Annotated in this window: 16 protein-coding genes; 15 read left to right on the forward strand and 1 reads right to left on the reverse strand. The window is 46.9% G+C overall.

Features of this window, described 5'->3' with window-relative positions; translation table 11 throughout:
* The first annotated feature begins 66 nt into the window (after positions 1 to 66).
* The 10 genes from FXV75_RS03275 (at position 67) to FXV75_RS03320 (ending at position 14,379) form a co-directional block, all read left to right on the forward strand.
* Positions 67 to 858: a type IV toxin-antitoxin system AbiEi family antitoxin gene (locus tag FXV75_RS03275; RefSeq protein WP_028870246.1), complete on the forward strand. Its 792-nt coding sequence runs from the start codon at positions 67 to 69 to the stop codon at positions 856 to 858.
* The gene (locus FXV75_RS03280) at positions 851 to 1,789 is read left to right on the forward strand and encodes a nucleotidyl transferase AbiEii/AbiGii toxin family protein (protein ID WP_148831169.1); all 939 of its coding nucleotides are present in this window, start codon (positions 851 to 853) and stop codon (positions 1,787 to 1,789) included. Before FXV75_RS03275 ends, FXV75_RS03280 begins: the two co-directional genes overlap by 8 nt.
* Before the next feature lie 131 nt (positions 1,790 to 1,920).
* Positions 1,921 to 2,613, forward strand: a complete 693-nt coding sequence (locus tag FXV75_RS03285) for a DsbC family protein (RefSeq protein ID WP_031500474.1) — start codon at positions 1,921 to 1,923, stop codon at positions 2,611 to 2,613.
* A complete protein-coding gene (gene traC / locus FXV75_RS03290; protein ID WP_024008831.1) occupies positions 2,613 to 5,012 on the forward strand; it encodes a type IV secretion system protein TraC in 2,400 nt (799 codons plus the stop codon). Before FXV75_RS03285 ends, traC begins: the two co-directional genes overlap by 1 nt.
* Positions 5,005 to 5,352: a hypothetical protein gene (locus FXV75_RS03295; RefSeq protein WP_004249366.1), complete on the forward strand. Its 348-nt coding sequence runs from the start codon at positions 5,005 to 5,007 to the stop codon at positions 5,350 to 5,352. The genes traC and FXV75_RS03295 overlap by 8 nt, the downstream gene beginning before the upstream one ends.
* A complete protein-coding gene (locus tag FXV75_RS03300; RefSeq protein WP_022609810.1) occupies positions 5,336 to 5,848 on the forward strand; it encodes a S26 family signal peptidase in 513 nt (170 codons plus the stop codon). Before FXV75_RS03295 ends, FXV75_RS03300 begins: the two co-directional genes overlap by 17 nt.
* A gap of 10 nt (positions 5,849 to 5,858) precedes the next feature.
* The gene (locus tag FXV75_RS03305; protein ID WP_148831170.1) at positions 5,859 to 6,983 is read left to right on the forward strand and encodes a TrbC family F-type conjugative pilus assembly protein; all 1,125 of its coding nucleotides are present in this window, start codon (positions 5,859 to 5,861) and stop codon (positions 6,981 to 6,983) included.
* Entirely contained in the window at positions 6,967 to 7,995 is a 1,029-nt protein-coding gene (locus FXV75_RS03310; protein ID WP_004249369.1) for a TraU family protein, read from the forward strand. Before FXV75_RS03305 ends, FXV75_RS03310 begins: the two co-directional genes overlap by 17 nt.
* 2 nt (positions 7,996 to 7,997) lie before the next feature.
* A complete protein-coding gene (gene traN, locus FXV75_RS03315; protein WP_148831171.1) occupies positions 7,998 to 11,690 on the forward strand; it encodes a conjugal transfer protein TraN in 3,693 nt (1,230 codons plus the stop codon).
* A 361-nt stretch (positions 11,691 to 12,051) separates the two neighbouring features.
* Positions 12,052 to 14,379, forward strand: a complete 2,328-nt coding sequence (locus tag FXV75_RS03320) for an AAA family ATPase (RefSeq protein WP_148831172.1) — start codon at positions 12,052 to 12,054, stop codon at positions 14,377 to 14,379.
* A 281-nt stretch (positions 14,380 to 14,660) separates the two neighbouring features.
* Here the strand turns inward: FXV75_RS03320 and FXV75_RS03325 are convergent, their stop codons facing one another.
* Positions 14,661 to 15,263, reverse strand: coding sequence for a hypothetical protein (locus FXV75_RS03325; RefSeq protein WP_148831173.1), 603 nt, complete (start codon positions 15,261 to 15,263; stop codon positions 14,661 to 14,663).
* A gap of 367 nt (positions 15,264 to 15,630) precedes the next feature.
* Between FXV75_RS03325 and FXV75_RS03330 the strand changes: the two genes are divergently transcribed.
* The 5 genes from FXV75_RS03330 (at position 15,631) to FXV75_RS03345 (ending at position 18,593) form a co-directional block, all read left to right on the forward strand.
* Complete coding sequence (locus FXV75_RS03330; protein ID WP_029628702.1) at positions 15,631 to 15,957, forward strand: hypothetical protein; 327 nt, start codon at positions 15,631 to 15,633, stop codon at positions 15,955 to 15,957.
* 15 nt (positions 15,958 to 15,972) lie between these two features.
* Positions 15,973 to 16,392, forward strand: coding sequence for a single-stranded DNA-binding protein (locus tag FXV75_RS03335; protein WP_012368368.1), 420 nt, complete (start codon positions 15,973 to 15,975; stop codon positions 16,390 to 16,392).
* A 79-nt stretch (positions 16,393 to 16,471) separates the two neighbouring features.
* Positions 16,472 to 17,290, forward strand: a complete 819-nt coding sequence (bet, locus tag FXV75_RS03340; RefSeq protein WP_000414662.1) for a phage recombination protein Bet — start codon at positions 16,472 to 16,474, stop codon at positions 17,288 to 17,290.
* Between the two features lie 82 nt (positions 17,291 to 17,372).
* Positions 17,373 to 17,516: a hypothetical protein gene (locus tag FXV75_RS16320; protein ID WP_000167275.1), complete on the forward strand. Its 144-nt coding sequence runs from the start codon at positions 17,373 to 17,375 to the stop codon at positions 17,514 to 17,516.
* A 60-nt stretch (positions 17,517 to 17,576) separates the two neighbouring features.
* Positions 17,577 to 18,593 carry a YqaJ viral recombinase family protein gene (locus tag FXV75_RS03345; RefSeq protein ID WP_148831174.1) on the forward strand — a complete coding sequence of 339 codons (1,017 nt, stop codon included), beginning with the start codon at positions 17,577 to 17,579 and terminating at the stop codon, positions 18,591 to 18,593.
* Positions 18,594 to 18,608: the final 15 nt, after the last annotated feature.

Here is an 18,608-nt window from a genome sequence, read left to right on the forward strand (position 1 = left end):
AAAATCCCTATCGTAATAAACTATATGGTTTATACTGTTCGTGATATTCATACTTTGGGTGTTAAAATGTCATCTAAAATAAACTGGCTTGTTGCTCATACTTCTCCTGGTGCGCTAGTACTTCAGCAATGGCTGACTGAAAACGGCGTGAGCTACTCGTTGGCTCAAAAGTACGCTCAGAACGGTTGGCTAAAGAAGCTTAGTTCTGGTGTGTACTATCGTCCAAATGCGCAGGGCGATATAAAGCCAACTTGGGTTGATGCCATTCAAGCATTGGATGTGCAATTGGGCGTTTCAGTTCATTTGGCTGGATTGAGCAGCTTAACTCACCAGGGACTGAGTCACTATTTACAGCTGAACAAAGAGCAAGTTTGGATTTGCGTTAAAAACAAGTCGTCCTTACCGAAATGGTTTCGTGAATTCCCTTATCAGAATTGGTTTTACTGTGGAAACCATAAGCTTGAAGTGAATCCCGAGAAAGATTTGAAAAGGATCACGGTCAAAGAGAAAGAACTCACTGTCAGCTGTGCAGAACTTGCTGCCTATGAAGTGGTAGACGCGATTGGAAAGCTGATTTCATTTGAGCATGTCGCAGAATTATTTCAGGGTTTAGTCAATCTTAGCCCTAGAAAAGTACAAGATATTCTTGAACGAAGCAGCTCTGTTCAGGCAAACCGAATATTTCTATTTCTGGGTCGATACTACGATCACCAGTGGGTCAATCGCGTAGATGAAACAAGAATTAAATTGGGTGCAGGAAAGCGGCAGGTTGTCGAAAAAGGACGTTTTGATGAGCGATATCAAATCACAGTGCCAGAGATATTAAGCGTCAAAAAAGGTGAACAACATAATGGATAAAGATAGCCCATATTACAAACAGGTTTCCTTGCTCATAAGAATGCTTCCTGTGGTAGCAACAGAGACGGTTTTTGCACTTAAAGGTGGCACCGCCATTAATTTATTTGTGAGAGATTTTCCTCGGTTATCTGTAGATATTGATCTTGCTTATCTTCCACTTGAACCAAGAGATGAGGCTTTGATTAATGTCAGGGCTGCATTGCAGCGCATTACAGACAGAATCAATACTCAACCAGATATCAGAGCGGCATTTCAGGATAATAAAGCTGATGAACTGAGAATAGTTGTATCAAGTCCGGTTGCGACGATCAAAATTGAAGTGTCGCCCGTCGCCAGAGGTACATTGCATAGTGCAGAAATAATGCCAGTTCAAGAGTCTGTTGAAGACGAGTTTGGTTATGCTGAGATTCAGGTAGTCAGTCTTCCCGATCTGTATGGTGGAAAATTGTGTGCTGCAATGGATCGCCAACATCCTCGCGACTTATTTGATGTGCGTATGTTACTTGGCAGTGAAGGGATTTCGAGAGAGATTTTGGTGGGTTTTTTAACCTATACATTAAGTCACCCTCGGCCTATTAATGAAGTCATGTCGCCAAACTGGCAGCCTCTGAATGAGAAATTTCAGGCAGAATTTGACGGAATGACTTTTGAAAAAGTTGAATGCGAAGACTTAGCCTCTGTTAGGTATACGATGTTAACTTCGCTGCAAAAACATTTCACAGAAAGGGATCATGCCTTCCTCATGTCATTCAAAAGAGGGCTACCTGACTGGACATTGTTTGACTATCCTAATGCAGCAGACTTGCCAGCGATTCGTTGGAAGTTGCAGAACATTAACAAATTGGCAAAGAATCAAGCAAAACATCAAGAGCAATTAGATAAATTGAAGCAAGTGCTTGATGATTGGCTTGTTAACGCAAACGTCGAGTAATTCGTTTATAACAAACCTCAACGAGCTATAAGCCCCCTAGTTAGATTGCGATTTCTTCAATCTATCTAACCGAGTCCACATAGGACAACTGCATAGACTGGAGCCTCGATTTACATTAACGAGGACTTCTCATGCGAAAACTATCTCCAATCATTCTGGCGCTTGCGCTGTCTCCTTTGGTTCAAGCTGAACCTGTGTCTGAAGTGTCGCCCGTTGGCAAAATTGACGGCATGGTTTCTTTACCTGTCACGGGTATGAAAGCGGTCGAAAGCAATGGCCGTATTGTTTTCATGTCAGACAGTGGCCGGTTCGTCATTGATGGCACGCTCTATGATGCCTGGTCCAAAAAGCCGCTTACCAGCCTTGAAGAAATTCGTGAAGCGGGGAACACGCTGGACTTAAGTCGTCTTGGCTTAAAAATGGATGATTTGAACCCACTGACGCTGGGCGAAGGCAAAAAGAAAGTGGTGGTCTTTGTTGACCCACGATGCCCGCACTGCCATGAGCTTTTGAAACAAGCTTTACCGTTAACCAAAGAATACACCTTCCAAATACTCCCTGTGCCAGTGCTTGGTCCTGATTCAGAGCGTCAGGTTCGCCAGCTTGGCTGTGCGCGTGACAAAAAAGCGGCCACCGATGCATTGCTGAATGGTCGAATTAGTAACTTAGAGCAGGATGATGCCTGCAACTTAGAGCCAATGCAGCGTACCTTGGTGACGGCTCAAATCCTGGGCATTCAAGGTGTGCCTTTCATTGTCGCCAATGATGGTCGCATCAGCCGAGGCCGTCCTTATGATCTTTCTGCTTGGTTGGAGGGGCGTTAATGAAAGCCTCTCTGTATTCAGGGCAACGCGCTTCAGAGCTCTTGCCAGTATTGGCCTATTCAGACGATGAGCAACTGTTTTTCATGGAAGACCAAAGTGTTGGCTTTGGTTTTCTATGTGACCCATTGCCGGGTGGTGATGAGTCTGTTGCAGACAGGGTTAATGTTCTACTTAACAACGACTGGCCAAAAGACACTTTGCTGCAATTTGGCCTGTACGCATCCCCTGATATTCAAACCGACCTTCAGCGCATGATGGGCTTACGGCATCGTCAATCCGATCCATTGCTTAGGGCGTCGATACGCAAACGTGCGGATTTCCTCGATGGGGGCACGGTTCAACCGATAGAAGAATCGACCCAGACTCAGGTACGCAACTTTCAACTGATCGTCACCTGCAAATTGCCTTTGGAAAGTCCTATACCGACGGAGCGTGAGTTGAGTCGAGCATCCGCGCTTCGGGCTTCTTTCTCGCAAGCGCTGGCAACGGTTGGTTTTCGCGTCACTGAGATGACTGACCGAAACTGGCTCGCGGCATTAAGTGCGCAGCTTAACTGGGGAAAAGATGCTTCCTGGCGCAATCCATCACCAATCCGCAGTGAGGCAGATAAACCACTTCGAGAGCAAGTGTTGGATTATGACCGAGCTATCAAGGTGGATAGCCAAGGTCTGATGCTGGGTGATTACCGAGTTAAAACCTTATCGTTTAAGCGCTTGCCTGAGCGGATCTGGTTTGGTCATGCCGCAAGTTTTGCGGGCGATATGATGACGGGCAGTCGCGGTTTACGCGGAAGCTTTTTGCTGAATGTCACCATTCACTTTCCTTCAGCTGAGGCGATGCGATCTCGTCTAGAGACGAAGCGTCAATGGGCGGTCAATCAGGCCTATGGCCCGATGCTCAAGTTTGTGCCGGTGCTTGCAGCCAAGAAAAAGGGATTTGATGTTCTTTTTGAAGCCTTGCAAGAAGGTGATCGTCCTATTCGGGCAAACATGACCTTAACGCTGTTTTCACCAACTGAAGAAGCGTCCATCAGCTCTGTTTCAAATGCTCGAACTTATTTCAAAGAACTCGGATTTGAGCTGATGGAAGACAAGTACTTCTGTTTGCCCATTTTCCTGAATGCCTTGCCATTTGGTGCTGACCGCCAAGCGATGAACGACTTGTTTCGATTCAAGACCATGGCGACACGGCATGTGATCCCTCTGTTGCCTTTGTTTGCGGATTGGAAAGGCACTGGCACGCCGGTGATTAACTTTGTTTCCCGTAATGGCCAGATCATGAGTGTGTCCCTTTATGACTCGGGCAGTAATTACAATTGTTGCATCGCGGCGCAATCGGGATCGGGTAAGTCATTCCTGGTGAACGAAATCATCTCCTCCTACTTATCTGAAGGCGGGCAATGCTGGGTGATTGATGTTGGCCGCTCTTATGAAAAGCTGTGTGAAGTCTATGACGGTGAGTTCTTACAGTTCGGGCGAGACAGTGGCATTTGCTTAAATCCGTTTGAAATCGTTGAGGACTATGACGAAGAAGCGGATGTGTTGGTTGGGTTATTGGCCGCAATGGCCGCACCTACGCAGTCATTAACCGATTTTCAGATGGCAAACCTAAAGCGTCAGACCCGTGAACTGTGGGAGAAAAAAGGTCGTGCCATGTTGGTTGATGATGTGGCAGAGGCCTTGAAAAATCACGAAGACCGACGTGTGCAAGACGTGGGTGAGCAGCTCTATCCGTTTACGACACAGGGCGAATATGGCCGATTCTTTAATGGCCACAACAATATTCGCTTCAAAAACCGTTTCACCGTTCTGGAGTTAGAAGAGCTTAAGGGGCGTAAGCATCTACAACAAGTAGTGTTGCTTCAGCTTATCTACCAAATCCAACAAGAGATGTACTTAGGTGAGCGGGATCGTCGCAAGATTGTGTTCATTGACGAAGCTTGGGATCTGCTGACTCAAGGTGATGTCGGTAAGTTCATTGAGACGGGTTACCGTCGATTTCGAAAATATGGCGGCAGTGCTGTAACGGTAACGCAGTCGGTCAACGATTTGTATGACAGCCCAACAGGTAAAGCCATCGCTGAAAACTCGGCCAATATGTACCTGCTTGGCCAAAAAGCTGAAACCATCAACGCGCTCAAAAAAGAAGGCCGCTTGCCACTAGGTGAAGGCGGCTATGAATACCTGAAAACGGTTCATACCGTCACGGGTGTCTATTCCGAAATTTTCTTTATTACCGAGATGGGCACCGGGATTGGCCGCCTCATCGTCGATCCGTTTCACAAGCTGTTGTACTCGTCCCGTGCAGAAGATGTAAACGCGATTAAACAGTTAACGCGCAAAGGCCTTTCTGTTGCTGATGCCATCTCTCAGTTGTTGAAGGAGCGAGGCTATGAATAAGTCCACGCTTTGGCCATTTATGGCCTCTATTACTTTGTCTATTGCTGGTAGCGGTTTAATGACCAGCTGGCTCTTAATGAAAACACTCGAACCCATCCACAGCCAGTTGGCGTTAAGTACGCCCATTGCAGTCGTGGATTTTGGGGAGGCGGTGTTGTCACTGGGTCCTAATGCCAGCGAACAAGACATCGAATCCAGGTTGCTTCAGACCAATCAGCAAATTGAAAAGCTAAAAGCAGCCGGTTTTATCGTGCTGGATGCCCAAGCGGTGGTGGGTGCTGATGATTCCGTATTTGTGCCAGTAGGCTCAAAGGAGGTGTCTCATGCAGATACTCCGTAAAAGAATGCCTTGGCGGCCATACCTCATCCGGTTGACTGTTCTTGCGTTAATCATGGCCTTGGTAGGCACCTACGCCATGATGCGCTACCGAATAGGTATTGATACCCAGCAAGAGCGCTGCCTGCCTGATACCACGGTGTATCTGATTGACCTATGGAATAAAGAGCCCGTTAAGGATGGTTTGTATGCCTTCCACTCAAAAGGACTCGCTCCGTTATATAACGACGGTACTCGGATGCTGAAACGCCTAACAGGGATGCCTGGGGATGAAGTCAAGGTGACGCCTGAGCATGTGCTGGTGAACGGTGCTGAAGTCTCAACCGGCATGGCATTAGCCCAGCGTCTTGGTGTAGCGGAATCACAATTTAGCCGCTCATTGACGCTGCAAGAAAACGAATATTGGTTTTCCGGCGAGGCTGCAACGAGTTTCGACTCCCGTTATTGGAATGCAGTTAAGCGCGAGCAGATTGTCGGTCGCGCTTGGCCGCTTTGGTAGGAGGTGGAAGATGAGAAGACTATGCCTCTTATTTTTGTTGGTTGCTCCATTGGCTTGGGTTCAAGTGTCCTGGGCACAAGAGCCTTATCCGTTGTCTGATGAGGACAAAAAGATCGTCGAAATGAGCCGCAGCATTTTACAAAGTGCTGTGGATGGTTCATCTGAATTTATCGAGCCTTTTTCACCGATTGAACAACCTGCGTCGCTCAAACACGACGATGAATGGTTGATATTTGCGTCGTCCTCATTGGGGGATTCGTCACTGAAGCAACTATTTAAAGAGGCCAGTGTTACCGGTGCTATTGTGTTGTTTCGGGGAATTCCTGAAGGAAAGACCTTGGGGGCGGCTATCCGTGATTGGCATACCCTGATGGCGGGACTTGATCCTGTTCCTCAGGTTCGAATCGATCCGAAAGCCTTTGTGCACTGGCGGGTGACTAGCGTGCCTGCCATTTTTCGCATAGACGATGACAAGGTGACTGCAAGTGCACTAGGGGTTTACAGCAAGGACTGGTTGCAACGCCAAATTGAAACCGGCAATACCGGTTCATTGGGTCAACGCGGTCCGATTCATTCGATTTTAGAACCGGATTTGATGCAAGTGGCGATGCAGCGATTACAGTCGATTGACTTGGGCGCATTAAAGAAAAAAGCCATTGAGCGTTTCTGGTCTCGCCAAACATTCACTGACTTACCCAAAGCCACGCAGTATCGGATAAGAACGGTTGATCCAACCATCGTCATGCAGCGGCCACTATTGGATGCCAATGGCCGAACATTGATCCCAGCAGGAACGCGTATTAACCAGCTAAAAGCCTTGCCATTTACTCAGCAGCTCGTGGTGTTTAATGCGTCGAACGCTGAAGAAGTGGACGCAGTAGCGCATTGGCTTGAGGGCCAAGATAGGACGCTGCGCCGCATTACGCTTATCACCACGCAGCTCGACCGTGCTCAAGGTTGGAATAGCCTCAATGCGCTCGAAAAGACATTGGACAGTCCGGTTTATCTTCTCAATGCCTCGCTAAAGCAGCGCTTTGATTTGCAAGTCACCCCATCGTTTGTTCAAGCAAAGGGACTCGCGTTTGAAATAGAAGAAATTCCAGCAAAGGAGCTTGTTCATGAAAAAGCTCAATAATACGTATCGTCTGTTGCGGACTCTCGTTGTCATGTTTGTCCTTGGCGCATCTATTCCTGCAAAAGCCGAACTGACCTGCCCAGACGCGGGGTTATTGTCGGGTAAGTTGCTGACGGATGTTTGCTGGTCATGCATTTTTCCTATCCGAGTTGCGGGTCTTCCTCTTGGCTCTGGCAGTGTCCCAAGCGGCGCATCAAACAAGTCATTTTGCTTATGTGAAGACAACTTAGGTGTGCCAAGGCCAGGTATTGTTACCAGCATGTGGGAGCCAGCGCGTTTGATTGAACTGGTCAGAACGCCAGGTTGTTCGCCTTCCCTGGGAGGGATTCGTTTACCGTTAGGTGATAGACGACTGCAAGGTGGTCATGGCGAGGGTGAATACGACACCGGTGATCTTGCTTTCTACCATTACCATTATTACGCCTTTCCGCTTTTGGTCATGCTCGATTTGTTCATGGATGGCAATTGCAATGCCGATGGTTACATGGACTTTGACTTGATGTATTTGTCGGAATTGGACCCAACATGGCTGAACGATGAACTGGCCTTTTTTACTCAGCCTGAAGCTGCTGCTGTTGCTAATCCATTGGCTATCTCTGCTTGTACCGCTGACGCTGCTTCATCAACGCTTGGTAAACCCATCGACCAGTTGTTTTGGTGTGCTGGCAGTTGGGGCCATCTCTATCCGTTATCTGGCCACACCTTAGCCTTTGGTTCATTAGCAGAAAACACCAGCCATTTAGCGGCGCGTGCAATCGCGGCTCAACACAGGCGTGGTCTTGCAAGACGAACAATGGGGAACAGTGCGCTATGCCGACCTGTTATCGAACCCATGCTGCCGAAATCCCAATACAAGATGAGTATGTTCTTCCCTGTACCGGAAACTGAAAGTGCGCATGTCATCGGTGAAAGCACCATGAAATGGGGAGAGTGGCGAACGATCCCCGGTGCCGGTGAAGATGCTCTCTACATTTTGTGGCGCTGGCAAGACTGCTGTAACTCGGGAGGTTAACCATGAAACCAACACTTTTTACCCGAGTTTTAGCGGGTATTTTATCAATCACTATGGCGTGCTTGCCCTTACATGGTGTGGCCGCTGATGTGCAGCGCCAATCCGGCCTAAGCGGACAACAAGAAGGTAAGCAATTGCTGCAAAACTGGACGATGCCCGCACTCAATGGCAATACATTGTCGGTGCCGAATGGCAGTGGTAATGAGTCCATTAACTTGCAAGAGCTTTTCCCTGGTATGGATCAGGGCTCATTGGATGTCTTAACGGGCGTTTATGGCTCTGATGCCAGTATGAATCAATTGGGGACGCAGCGCCAAGAGAGCATGGCATCCGAAAGTGGCGCTACGGGTGAGGCGTTTCGCTCGCTACAGCAAATCAAAGACAGGTCTCGGCCAGATATGGTCAATGATCCGCTTTGGGCATTAACTGATGCGGTTCAAACTGACCCTAATCTATTGACGCAAAGCTTCCCAGGCTGTGAATCTCAAGGTGAAGGCAGTCCAAATTACCAGCAATGCGACAGGCTCAATACAGCGGTTAACAGTTGCACTATTACTCACGATTACACGGCTGGCATCATTGAGCATGTTTCAGGGCCGATGAACCTTCGCTCCTGTGGTGAGGGGTGTCTTGAAGTTTGGATTGGACGAATAGGCGACAACTACTGGAGTGGCCGTTGTAAAGTGTTTGAACAGGCCATCACACTCAAAGTCGTGAACCCTGATGCGATTACCTCAGCCGTTCTTGAGTACGCCAAATGGGATGACTACATGCAAGTGTGGCTTGGCGATCAGAAAGTCTGGTCTGGGCCGAACAATAACTTTCCACCAGAAACGGCAGGTCGCTGCGAGCTTAGTACCAGTTGGGAGCGCAATCCAAATACCGATCTCACTGCCAGGCTAAAAGCGGTAGAACCAGGTTTAGAAGTGCCGGTAAAAATTCGCGTATCGGTTACGGGTAGTGGTGAGGGGTATGCACGCATCAAGGTGCGCTTTGATCCAACCAAGGTGGTGATGAATGATAGTTGGTCGCCGCAATCCTGTATCGAACAAGCAGCGGATATTCCGACGAAGTTTTCAGACTACAGCATTCAATGCACGGATCAGCCGTCTTCAACCAACGGATGTACGGTGGTCAATGGTGTTTCAGTTTGTGAATCCTATTTTGCCCCAAGCCCTGTGGCTGGCATATCGCCTTTGTGTCGGCGTGTACAAGTCAGTGTGGATGACGAAAGCTATAAGGGAATTGAAAATCAGGCCTGCCAAGTGCTTGAAGCGAACCCTTCCTGTGGCTTCATGTCGTCAGAATGTGCCGAGACCAATGATAAAGGTGAATGCATTCGTTTTACCGATACCTATGACTGTGGATTGCAAACCAGCGATCCAAAGTGCGTAGTATCCAATCTTATGCCGAGTAATTTTGAGGCCTGTGAGCCTACTCAGACGATTACGCCATTTACAGAAACCAAGCATGTACCGGATTACCAGGTGTGCGAGAAGATCAGCACGCTTACTCAGTGTCAGTTAGAGCGACGTGTATCCGCTGAAACCCATCAACAAAGCTTGTCCATTGAGCGCGGTTGCTTTAGCTCTGAAACGCTCAGCTTTGTTCCACAGCACAGCAGTACTATGCAAACTGGAAACGCGACACTGAGGATTTTTGATAATCAAAATACTGAGATAAAAATCACCGAGTCGCCATCCAAGGCAAATGGTTGGAAAACGGCACTCTCATTGACGGGCAATAAGGAGACGGTGACTGAGACGAAACCGTCCATTAAGTACCCTGAAATGACGTGTCCAAAAGGAACCTTGGTTGGTTCATTGTGTAAAGTCGTCAATGGGTCGATTATTTCGTGGCATGAACCCCGGGAGGTCACTCGTTCTAGATGCGAGTCCGGCTGGAACAAAGTCGATTTCGATACTTGCAGCCGAGAAGTTCAGAAGTGTTTGGCTCCTGCGAAACTGAGAGCTTCATTGACCTTCTCCGGCAAGTACTTAGAACAGGACATTGTTCATCAATCAAGTGATCCCGGCATAGACCAATGCTTGATGCAAACAGATCAGTTCACTGCGGTGCAGTGGCAGTGTTTGGATACGGGCACAAAACGAATCGACGGGTTAACGGTTGGTAGTGGCGAGTTGGCCAATCTTGGAAGCCTTTATCCGGCGGTAGTTTCGTCTCCTGCTCATTTAACTAGTCGCGGCAGTTCTGATGGACTGGGGCTCTCATGCTGGAGGGCAAGAGCGACCTACAATGCTTCGACTGCTCATCCAGAGTTCAACATGGGCAGCTCAGATAGCTGGGTAGATGCCAATGGTAATACACAAACCATCGTCAATAACGGACAAAACACGACCACCAATACGTGTGCCGCGCTAGAGCAAAACCCTGCCTGCCAGTATGTCAGAACCGAATGCACTGAAGGCGGGGCTGGTCATGAAGGCTTCTGTTATATCCAAAGTTTGGTGTATGACTGCGGACAAAGCGTTGAAGTGCAAAACGCTCGAATGGAAACTCAATACAACTGTGAGGGGCCAGTTCGCTGTATGGGCACAGATTGTTTAGAGCCAGAGTCAATTAAGCAGGCTAACTTTGCAGAAGCCGCTGCGATGCTTAATGCGGCGCAGTTTATGACCAATGATATGTCATGCACGGGAGCTGATGGCCAAGATAACGTCGAGTGTACGGTTTTTAAAGGTAATGCAGGCCAGTGCAAAAAAGCCGTTGGCGGTATAGTGGATTGCTGTGAAAAGCCAAGTGGCGTGTCGTTATCGGATTACATCACGATGATAGTGGCAGTTAACAAGCTTGATACAGCAGTCATGGCCATGAATCCGTCGTCGGCAATCTATGGTTCGTGGAATACGCTGAGGGAACCGATAACGAGTACCTGGAGTGCGGTTAAAGAGCCTTTTGTGTCTGCATGGGACTCTCTCATGGGGGCTGGGCCATCAACGGCTGCTGGCGCGGGAGCGGAGCAAGCTGCGACAGGCTTCATGCAGGTGTTGACCAACAAAACGGCTGAATGGGTAGGCACTACCTTTGGTTCGGGGGCGCAATCGGCACTGTTTAGTAACGTTGGTGGCGCGGTTGGAGCCGATGGTGTTGTTTCGGGTGGTAACTTCGCGCTGGGTGGCGCTGCTGGCGCGGTTCTGAGTACGGTTATGACGGCCTACATGATTTATTCAGTCACCATGATCCTCATTCAGCTTATCTGGAAATGTGAGCAGAGTGAGTTTGAAATGAACGCCAAGCGAGTATTGAAGAGTTGCCACTACGTAGGCTCTTACTGCAAGTCTAAGTTCTTAGGTGCCTGTGTTGAGAAACGGCAATCATATTGCTGCTTTACTTCGCCGCTTTCACGGATCATTCAGGAACAAGTGCGTCCGCAACTTGGTCTTGGCTGGGGCAGTGCCAAGTCACCAAACTGTGAAGGTTTGACCGCGAGTCAGTTAAACCAGGTAGATTGGAGCCAAGTCAATCTGGATGAATGGATAGGTATCTTGTCGATCACGGGCAACCTACCTGAAATACCGTCACTGGATCTGGAACGACTCACCGGCTCAGGAAGTACCCTAAACGTGGATGGAAACCGTCAGAGTGCCGCAGACAGAGCTATTGAAAGGCTAAACGGAATGGATGCACAGAAACTGCGTCAGGATGCGACGGAAGAAATTTCGGGTAATGACTGATAGTGTTTTTAGAGGTCGAACCTATAAAGTTCCGTAATGGTTACTTAAATAAGCTTTTTCTGCTTTAAGGTAACCATTATGGAACTCTGTGATTTCTGCTCGTTTATGCTTCAGCTAACGCGTTTCTGCACCTTTCCGATTTACGAACCAGCTAGGCATAGCTTTTCTCATGGATGCAAGGGTACGGCTCCACCTCTTTTGCCATAACGATCATTGATAACTAAATCATAGAAATCTGTCCGAAGGTACAGCTATATCTGGTTAACAATTTCCTATATATAATCAAGAACACACATAGTAGATCATATACAATAAAAAGATTCTAATTATAGGTGGGTATGTCGTGCTAGAGAGAATTCAAATGATCGACAATGTTGGCAACTATTGTCGAGCGACATCTGGACAAATTCAGTTTTCTGATGTCAACGTCATTTACGGAGAAAATAGAAATGGAAAGAGCACCCTGTGTGACATTTTCTATTCACTTTCGTTGAATGAGCCACAACTCATACTCGATAGAAAGTCGATCATTCCTAATCAACCACCTGAACAGATACAACAAAGAGTGGAGCTAAAGTTCAATGGTCAAAGACAGGCTGTAAGGTTTTCAAACTCAGTGTGGGACTCTCAAGTTCCTGAAAATTCGAAACTCTACATTTTTGACCAAGGCTTCATTCATCGAAATGTTATGACTGGAGCAACATACAATCGTGAAAACTCCACCAATATGTCAGGCTTCATCCTAGGAGAAAATGCTGCACAGTTTGAAGCTCTCGAAGCCAGAAACCAGAAACTAAGAGCTGACAGAAGAACACTAGCGGATTACCAAACGCAGTTAGAAGCCCATGAGATAGGTGACTTCGATATATTTATATCTTTGTCCAAACCGACTAGGACGCTCCATGAACTTGATACTGAGATTCAGGCATCAAAAGATGTGCAGCAAGCAATAACAACTCAAATTGCAAATATTACTCAAATCACTCAAAGAGCTAACCTTGAGAGCATCGCGAATCAACAATTTATCGATGATAAAACACAAAAAATAAATAATTGCTTAGCATTATCGATGGAAAATATTCACGAAGCATCGAAGGAAATAGTTACGGCTCACAAGGCTCATGTTACGAATAACGAATCTTTCGATGGATGGGCAGCAAAAGGGTTGACTCACTTAGATGAAGACTGCCCATTCTGTGGTCAATTTTTAAGTTATGATGCACAGAGCCTAATCGAAAGCTACAGAACAGCTTTTAATGACGCATTCCAACGATTTGTTACCACCACAAAAGCAACGGTTGCACGGCTGCAAGGAGAGTCTCTGTTCAATGTATCTTTAGATACCCTTGCTCAAAAGCATGAGCGTAATCTAGCAACACTAGATAGCTACACTGAGGACTCTGTAAATGACCAACTGGAAGAGCGTGGATATGCACATCAACTGCGCGAAAAATATGAGCACATCCAACAATCCCTACAAGAAGCAAATGAATCATTGGCCGAAACAGCCGACATCGTTCGGACAGTGCTAATTGAAAAACATGATGCTCCTTACAATCCCATTGCTCCAATTGACTTTAGTGTACTCCATTCGAAACTGCTGAGATTCAATGCCTGCCTTGTGGAATACACTGCTTTGGCAACGGCCGCAAACGAAGTTCTTATAGGGTTTAAAGAAGCTCAGGATGTCACAGCGCTTCTGAATAGAAAAAGACAAGAAGCGCAAAACGAACTTGAAATAACGAAGCAGCGCAAAAGACTCCATCTAGATGCGGATTGCACTCGATATATTGAACTGAAGACTCAAGTTGAAGCTGAAAAAGTACAATATGACGCAGACAAGGTCGATTTAGAACAAACTCAAGAGGATTTTTTAGATACATATTTCAACGAGATTAATACTCTATTTAGGGCTGTTGGTTCCTCCGATTTTAATATTTCCCGAAAAGTGAATCGTGGTGGAACAAGAACCGTTTATGACTTAGAAGTCAGATTTAAAGGGCAATTGATCAACAACTCTAAATTGCACTGCCTGTTTAGTGAGTCAGACAGGAGAGCCTTGGCTTTATGTATTTTCTTAGCGAAAATTCATCAGCTTTCAGATGAAGAAAAAGGCAAAGCAATTTTGGTGATGGATGATCCTGTCACTAGCTTTGATAATGAGCGAATCTCAAACATTCTACGTATTCTTTTTGGACTTAAACCATTAATCAAACAAATGATCATCACCACTCACTACAAGGGGATGGCATCGGCAGTAATGAAAAAGTTTAATGATGCGCAAGCCTTGAAGATTATTCAAACAGCTCAAGGTTCTAGCTTTTTTCAGACATCAAAAGCTGAGATGACTGCGACAGCTCATGACGAACGGTATATGGAGATTATGGACTTTGTGAACCGACATACGCAGGACAATAAAATCACAAAACTCCGCCCTTTCATTGAGGATGAGATGAGGCAAAGATATAGGTTGCCACTTATGGCTCTAAATCTAACAGAAAATGATACGTTCAATGATTGTATTGAGGCTCTGAGAGAAAATGGCCATATTGAGGCATCTGTAGCTACATCTCTACATGATTATAGAACAACCCTGAACCTACCTGCACATGAGTTAGACCAATGGACTCTTGATGACTCTAGATCGTATGCTGAAGGAATGATGAATTTCATATATCACGACTTATGACTTGAACGATAAACCATGTGATCTGGTCTGTATTCTGCAATCAAGGCCCGACTATAGATTTCCTCATCCATACCCGATGATGAACACGAGGTTGTCTTGTTACATTTCTGACCAGAAGCGCGTGTTACAACGATCGTTAATAAAACCCACTGAAATCTGTTGCTTCGGAATGATAATCCGATTCTCGATTAATGCTTTATGTGTAGATGTTATAAGGCACACATATGCGTCGTCTTTTGATAGCCCCTTCGAGAGGGGCTGTGTGATGGGAGCCTAGCTGGCTAGTTGGCGGGGGTATCTGTTTCCTCTTCAGTGATATCGTCATCGGTTGAAGGCGCCGCTTGTTCAACTTCTGCTTCTTTACCCTTCGCTTGAGCTGATTTTCGAGCTCGAATTTCGATATCAATAATGCGTCGAGCCAGTTTGATGATGCGCTGTTGCCATGCGTAGTTACCATCAACACGTTGCTTGTTGCTAAGCACGCTAGACAACCAGAGTGTGTCCATTGAGATCATCAACGCATCGAGTTTGCGCACTAAGCCAACAAACTGGCCAACTTGGGGCGAACTTATTTTTGCGTTGAAGGATATCGGGTCGGTGTAGTCAGGTACTTCATCGATGCCGTTGGACTCCATCAGTTTGTCCAAACGAGCTTGTTCGCTGTCTACCGCCTTAGCGCAATCTTCGATCAACTGGCTAATGATCTGTTCCACTTCATCAATTTCGTTCTCATCGCCAATGATGCGCAGGATGACATCGATTCCGTAAAGCGCACTGACCGTGCGCCTAAAAACACGGTCAACGACACGTTGCGCCTGTAAGCTGTTAATTGTGAATGATTGTTCAAAGATGGGTTTTGAGTAATTGGGTTTTGCTTGGGCCATAAGTTTGCTCCTGATATGACAATAATCAGTCCCTAGCCTAATCCTCTGTGAGGTAATGGCCTTTCAGCTAGGTGGAAGAATTGAGCATCTTTCTAACTATCCTGTCTGGATAAGACGGTTACACTGACTATCAAATATTGCTGATCTGTTTCAGTGATATCTGCGCCTAAGAGCATGAGCTCAAAGGAAGCCCGCCGCTGAGTATTCTCAGTGGTACTAAGAGGTAGCTAGCCTCCCTAAACAAATAGCCTGCATGTTTTTACATGCTCAACCATGCGTTCCTTACGGTTCGCCTTTTCACCACCCAACTGGGGGAGTTTTCCCCAGTTGGGGGTGACTCCTTCAAAACCCAATTAAGGAGTCACCAATGGAATATATCTTCGGATTTATTATCCAAATCGCAGGCATTATGTTGCTTGCAAAACTGAGCTGGTCGCTTTTGCGATTGCTTGCTCGTCAAAGCGTGCGCCCGTTTCGATTTGGACTTACACAAATCAAGCGATTGCTCACACCAACACCAAAGCGTCGTCCAATGGCAGTGCCTAAAGCTCCTGGTATGCCCCGTTTGACATCTGCGTTTTACAAAGAGCCACATCAGTACGACATGGCTTTACTCGAAATACCAACCTATCTGCGCCGTCAGTCTTCTTTGCCCAGCCGGGCAGAAACGACTGTGTGCACAGAGTTCAACTAAGACGAGGAGAACATCATGAAAAACCAAGTAACACTCATAGGCTACGTTGGCTCTGAGCCAGAGACGCGAGCCTATCCATCAGGTGATTTGGTGACCAGCATTTCACTGGCCACTTCTGAGAAATGGCGCGACCGTCAATCCAATGAGCTCAAAGAGCATACGGAATGGCATCGGGTCGTTTTTCGAGATCGTGGTGGATTTAAGTTAGGGCTAAGAGCAAAAGATTTAATCCAAAAAGGAGCGAAGCTTTTTGTTCAAGGGCCTCAGCGCACGCGTTCATGGGAGAAAGATGGCATTAAGCATCGATTGACCGAAGTGGACGCGGACGAGTTTCTGCTTCTTGATAGTGTGAACAAAGCATCTGAGCCATCACCGGCGGATGATGCGAGCTCCCAAGCTAATTGGGCACAAACTTATCCTGAACCAGATTTTTAACCGAGCAAAAACGCTTTAACCCAGCCGGGAGTACTTTCCCGTCAGGGGCAGACTCCCACTTTGATCGTCGGAGTCCATAATGGAAAAACCAAAGCTAATCCAACGCTTTGCTGAGCGCTTTAGTGTCGATCCAAACAAATTGTTCGATACCCTAAAAGCAACAGCATTCAAGCAACGTGACGGTAGTGCACCGACCAATGAGCAGATGATGGCGCTCTTGGTGGTTGCAGATCAGTACGGCTTGAACCCTTTCACCAAAGAGATTTTTGCGTTCCCTGATAAGCAAGCTGGAATTATTCCAGTGGTAGGTGTCGATGGATGGTCTCGCATCATCAATCAACACGACCAGTTTGATGGCATGGAATTTAAGACTTCAGAAAACAAAGTCTCACTGGATGGCGCGAAAGAATGCCCTGAATGGATGGAATGCATCATCTATCGGCGCGACCGTTCGCACCCAGTCAAAATCACTGAGTATCTGGATGAAGTCTATCGACCGCCTTTTGAAGGTAACGGCAAAAATGGCCCTTACCGTGTAGATGGTCCATGGCAGACGCACACTAAGCGAATGCTAAGACATAAATCCATGATCCAGTGTTCCCGCATTGCGTTTGGCTTTGTGGGAATTTTCGATCAAGACGAAGCTGAGCGAATTATCGAAGGCCAAGCAACACACGTTGTTGAGCCATCAGTGATTCCACCCGAGCAAGTTGATGATCGAACCCGAGGGCTTGTTTACAAGCTTATCGAGCGGGCAGAAGCTTCAAACGCTTGGAATAGTGCATTGGAATATGCCAATGAACATTTTCAGGGTGTTGAACTGACGTTTGCGAAACAAGAAATATTTAATGCACAGCAACAAGCAGCCAAAGCGCTCACACAGCCTTTAGCTTCTTAGCGCCACGCATTCATTTTACGAACCCTGGCGGGATTATTCTCCCGTCAGGGGGAAGGTCTCGTCTTTTTTTTGGAGATCTTCCATGACTAAATCAGCCTCACTTTTTCGCTTGGTATTGGTTGTTGCCCTTGTCGTAGGTTCGATTCAAGCCGGTAAAGCGGCAATTGATTCGGTTCAAGCAAGTGTTGTTCAGCACCAAACAGCGTTAGCACAAGCTGCAAAGTAACCACTTAACCCTGAAGGGGAGTTCTCTCCTTCGGGGGAGTCTCCCCTCAAAGGAGGCAATATGAAGGTTATCGACCTATCACAGCGTACTCCTGCATGGCACCAGTGGCGCATTGCAGGGGTTACGGCATCTGAAGCCCCAATTATTATGGGGCGTTCACCCTACAAAACACCTTGGCGATTATGGGCAGAAAAAACTGGATTCGTATTACCGGAAGACCTGTCGAATAATCCAAATGTGCTTCGTGGCATACGGTTGGAGCCTCAAGCAAGGCGAGCATTTGAGAATGCGCATAATGACTTTCTTCTGCCGTTATGTGCAGAAGCCGATCATAACGCAATCTTTCGAGCCAGCTTTGATGGCATCAACGATGCGGGCGAACCCGTTGAACTGAAATGTCCTTGCCAGTCAGTTTTTGAGGATGTGCAAGCTCACCGAGAACAAAGCGAGGCGTACCAGTTGTATTGGGTACAAGTACAGCATCAAATACTGGTCGCCAATAGCACGCGTGGTTGGTTGGTATTCTATTTTGAGGATCAACTGATTGAGTTTGAAATACAACGAGACGCGGCGTTCTTAACTGAATTGCAAGAAACGGCGCTTCAGTTTTGGGAGTTAGTACAGACCAAAAAAGAACCGTCAAAATGCCCTGAGCAAGATTGTTTTGTTCCCAAGGGTGAAGCCCAATACCGTTGGACATCGCTGTCTCGACAGTATTGCTCAGCACATGCCGAAGTGGTCCGACTGGAAAATCACATTAAATCTTTGAAAGAGGAAATGCGAGACGCTCAGTCAAAATTGGTCGCCATGATGGGTAACTACGCTCATGCCGACTATGCTGGGGTCAAACTCAGCCGCTACATGATGACGGGCACGGTGGACTATAAGCAATTGGCCACCGATAAGTTAGGCGAGCTGGATGAACAGGTTTTAGCCGCTTACCGAAAAGCGCCACAAGAGCGGTTGCGCATTAGCACCAATAAGCCAGAGCAGCCCGTTGAAACACCAATCAAAATCAGTCTTGAGCAAGAGAACTTGGTTCTGCCAGGTGACTCGCCGAGCTCATTTTACTTTTAACGTTCACTTGGAGCC

It is taken from the genome of Marinomonas sp. IMCC 4694 (assembly GCF_008122525.1).
In the GTDB taxonomy this organism is placed as follows: Bacteria; Pseudomonadota; Gammaproteobacteria; order Pseudomonadales; family Marinomonadaceae; genus Marinomonas.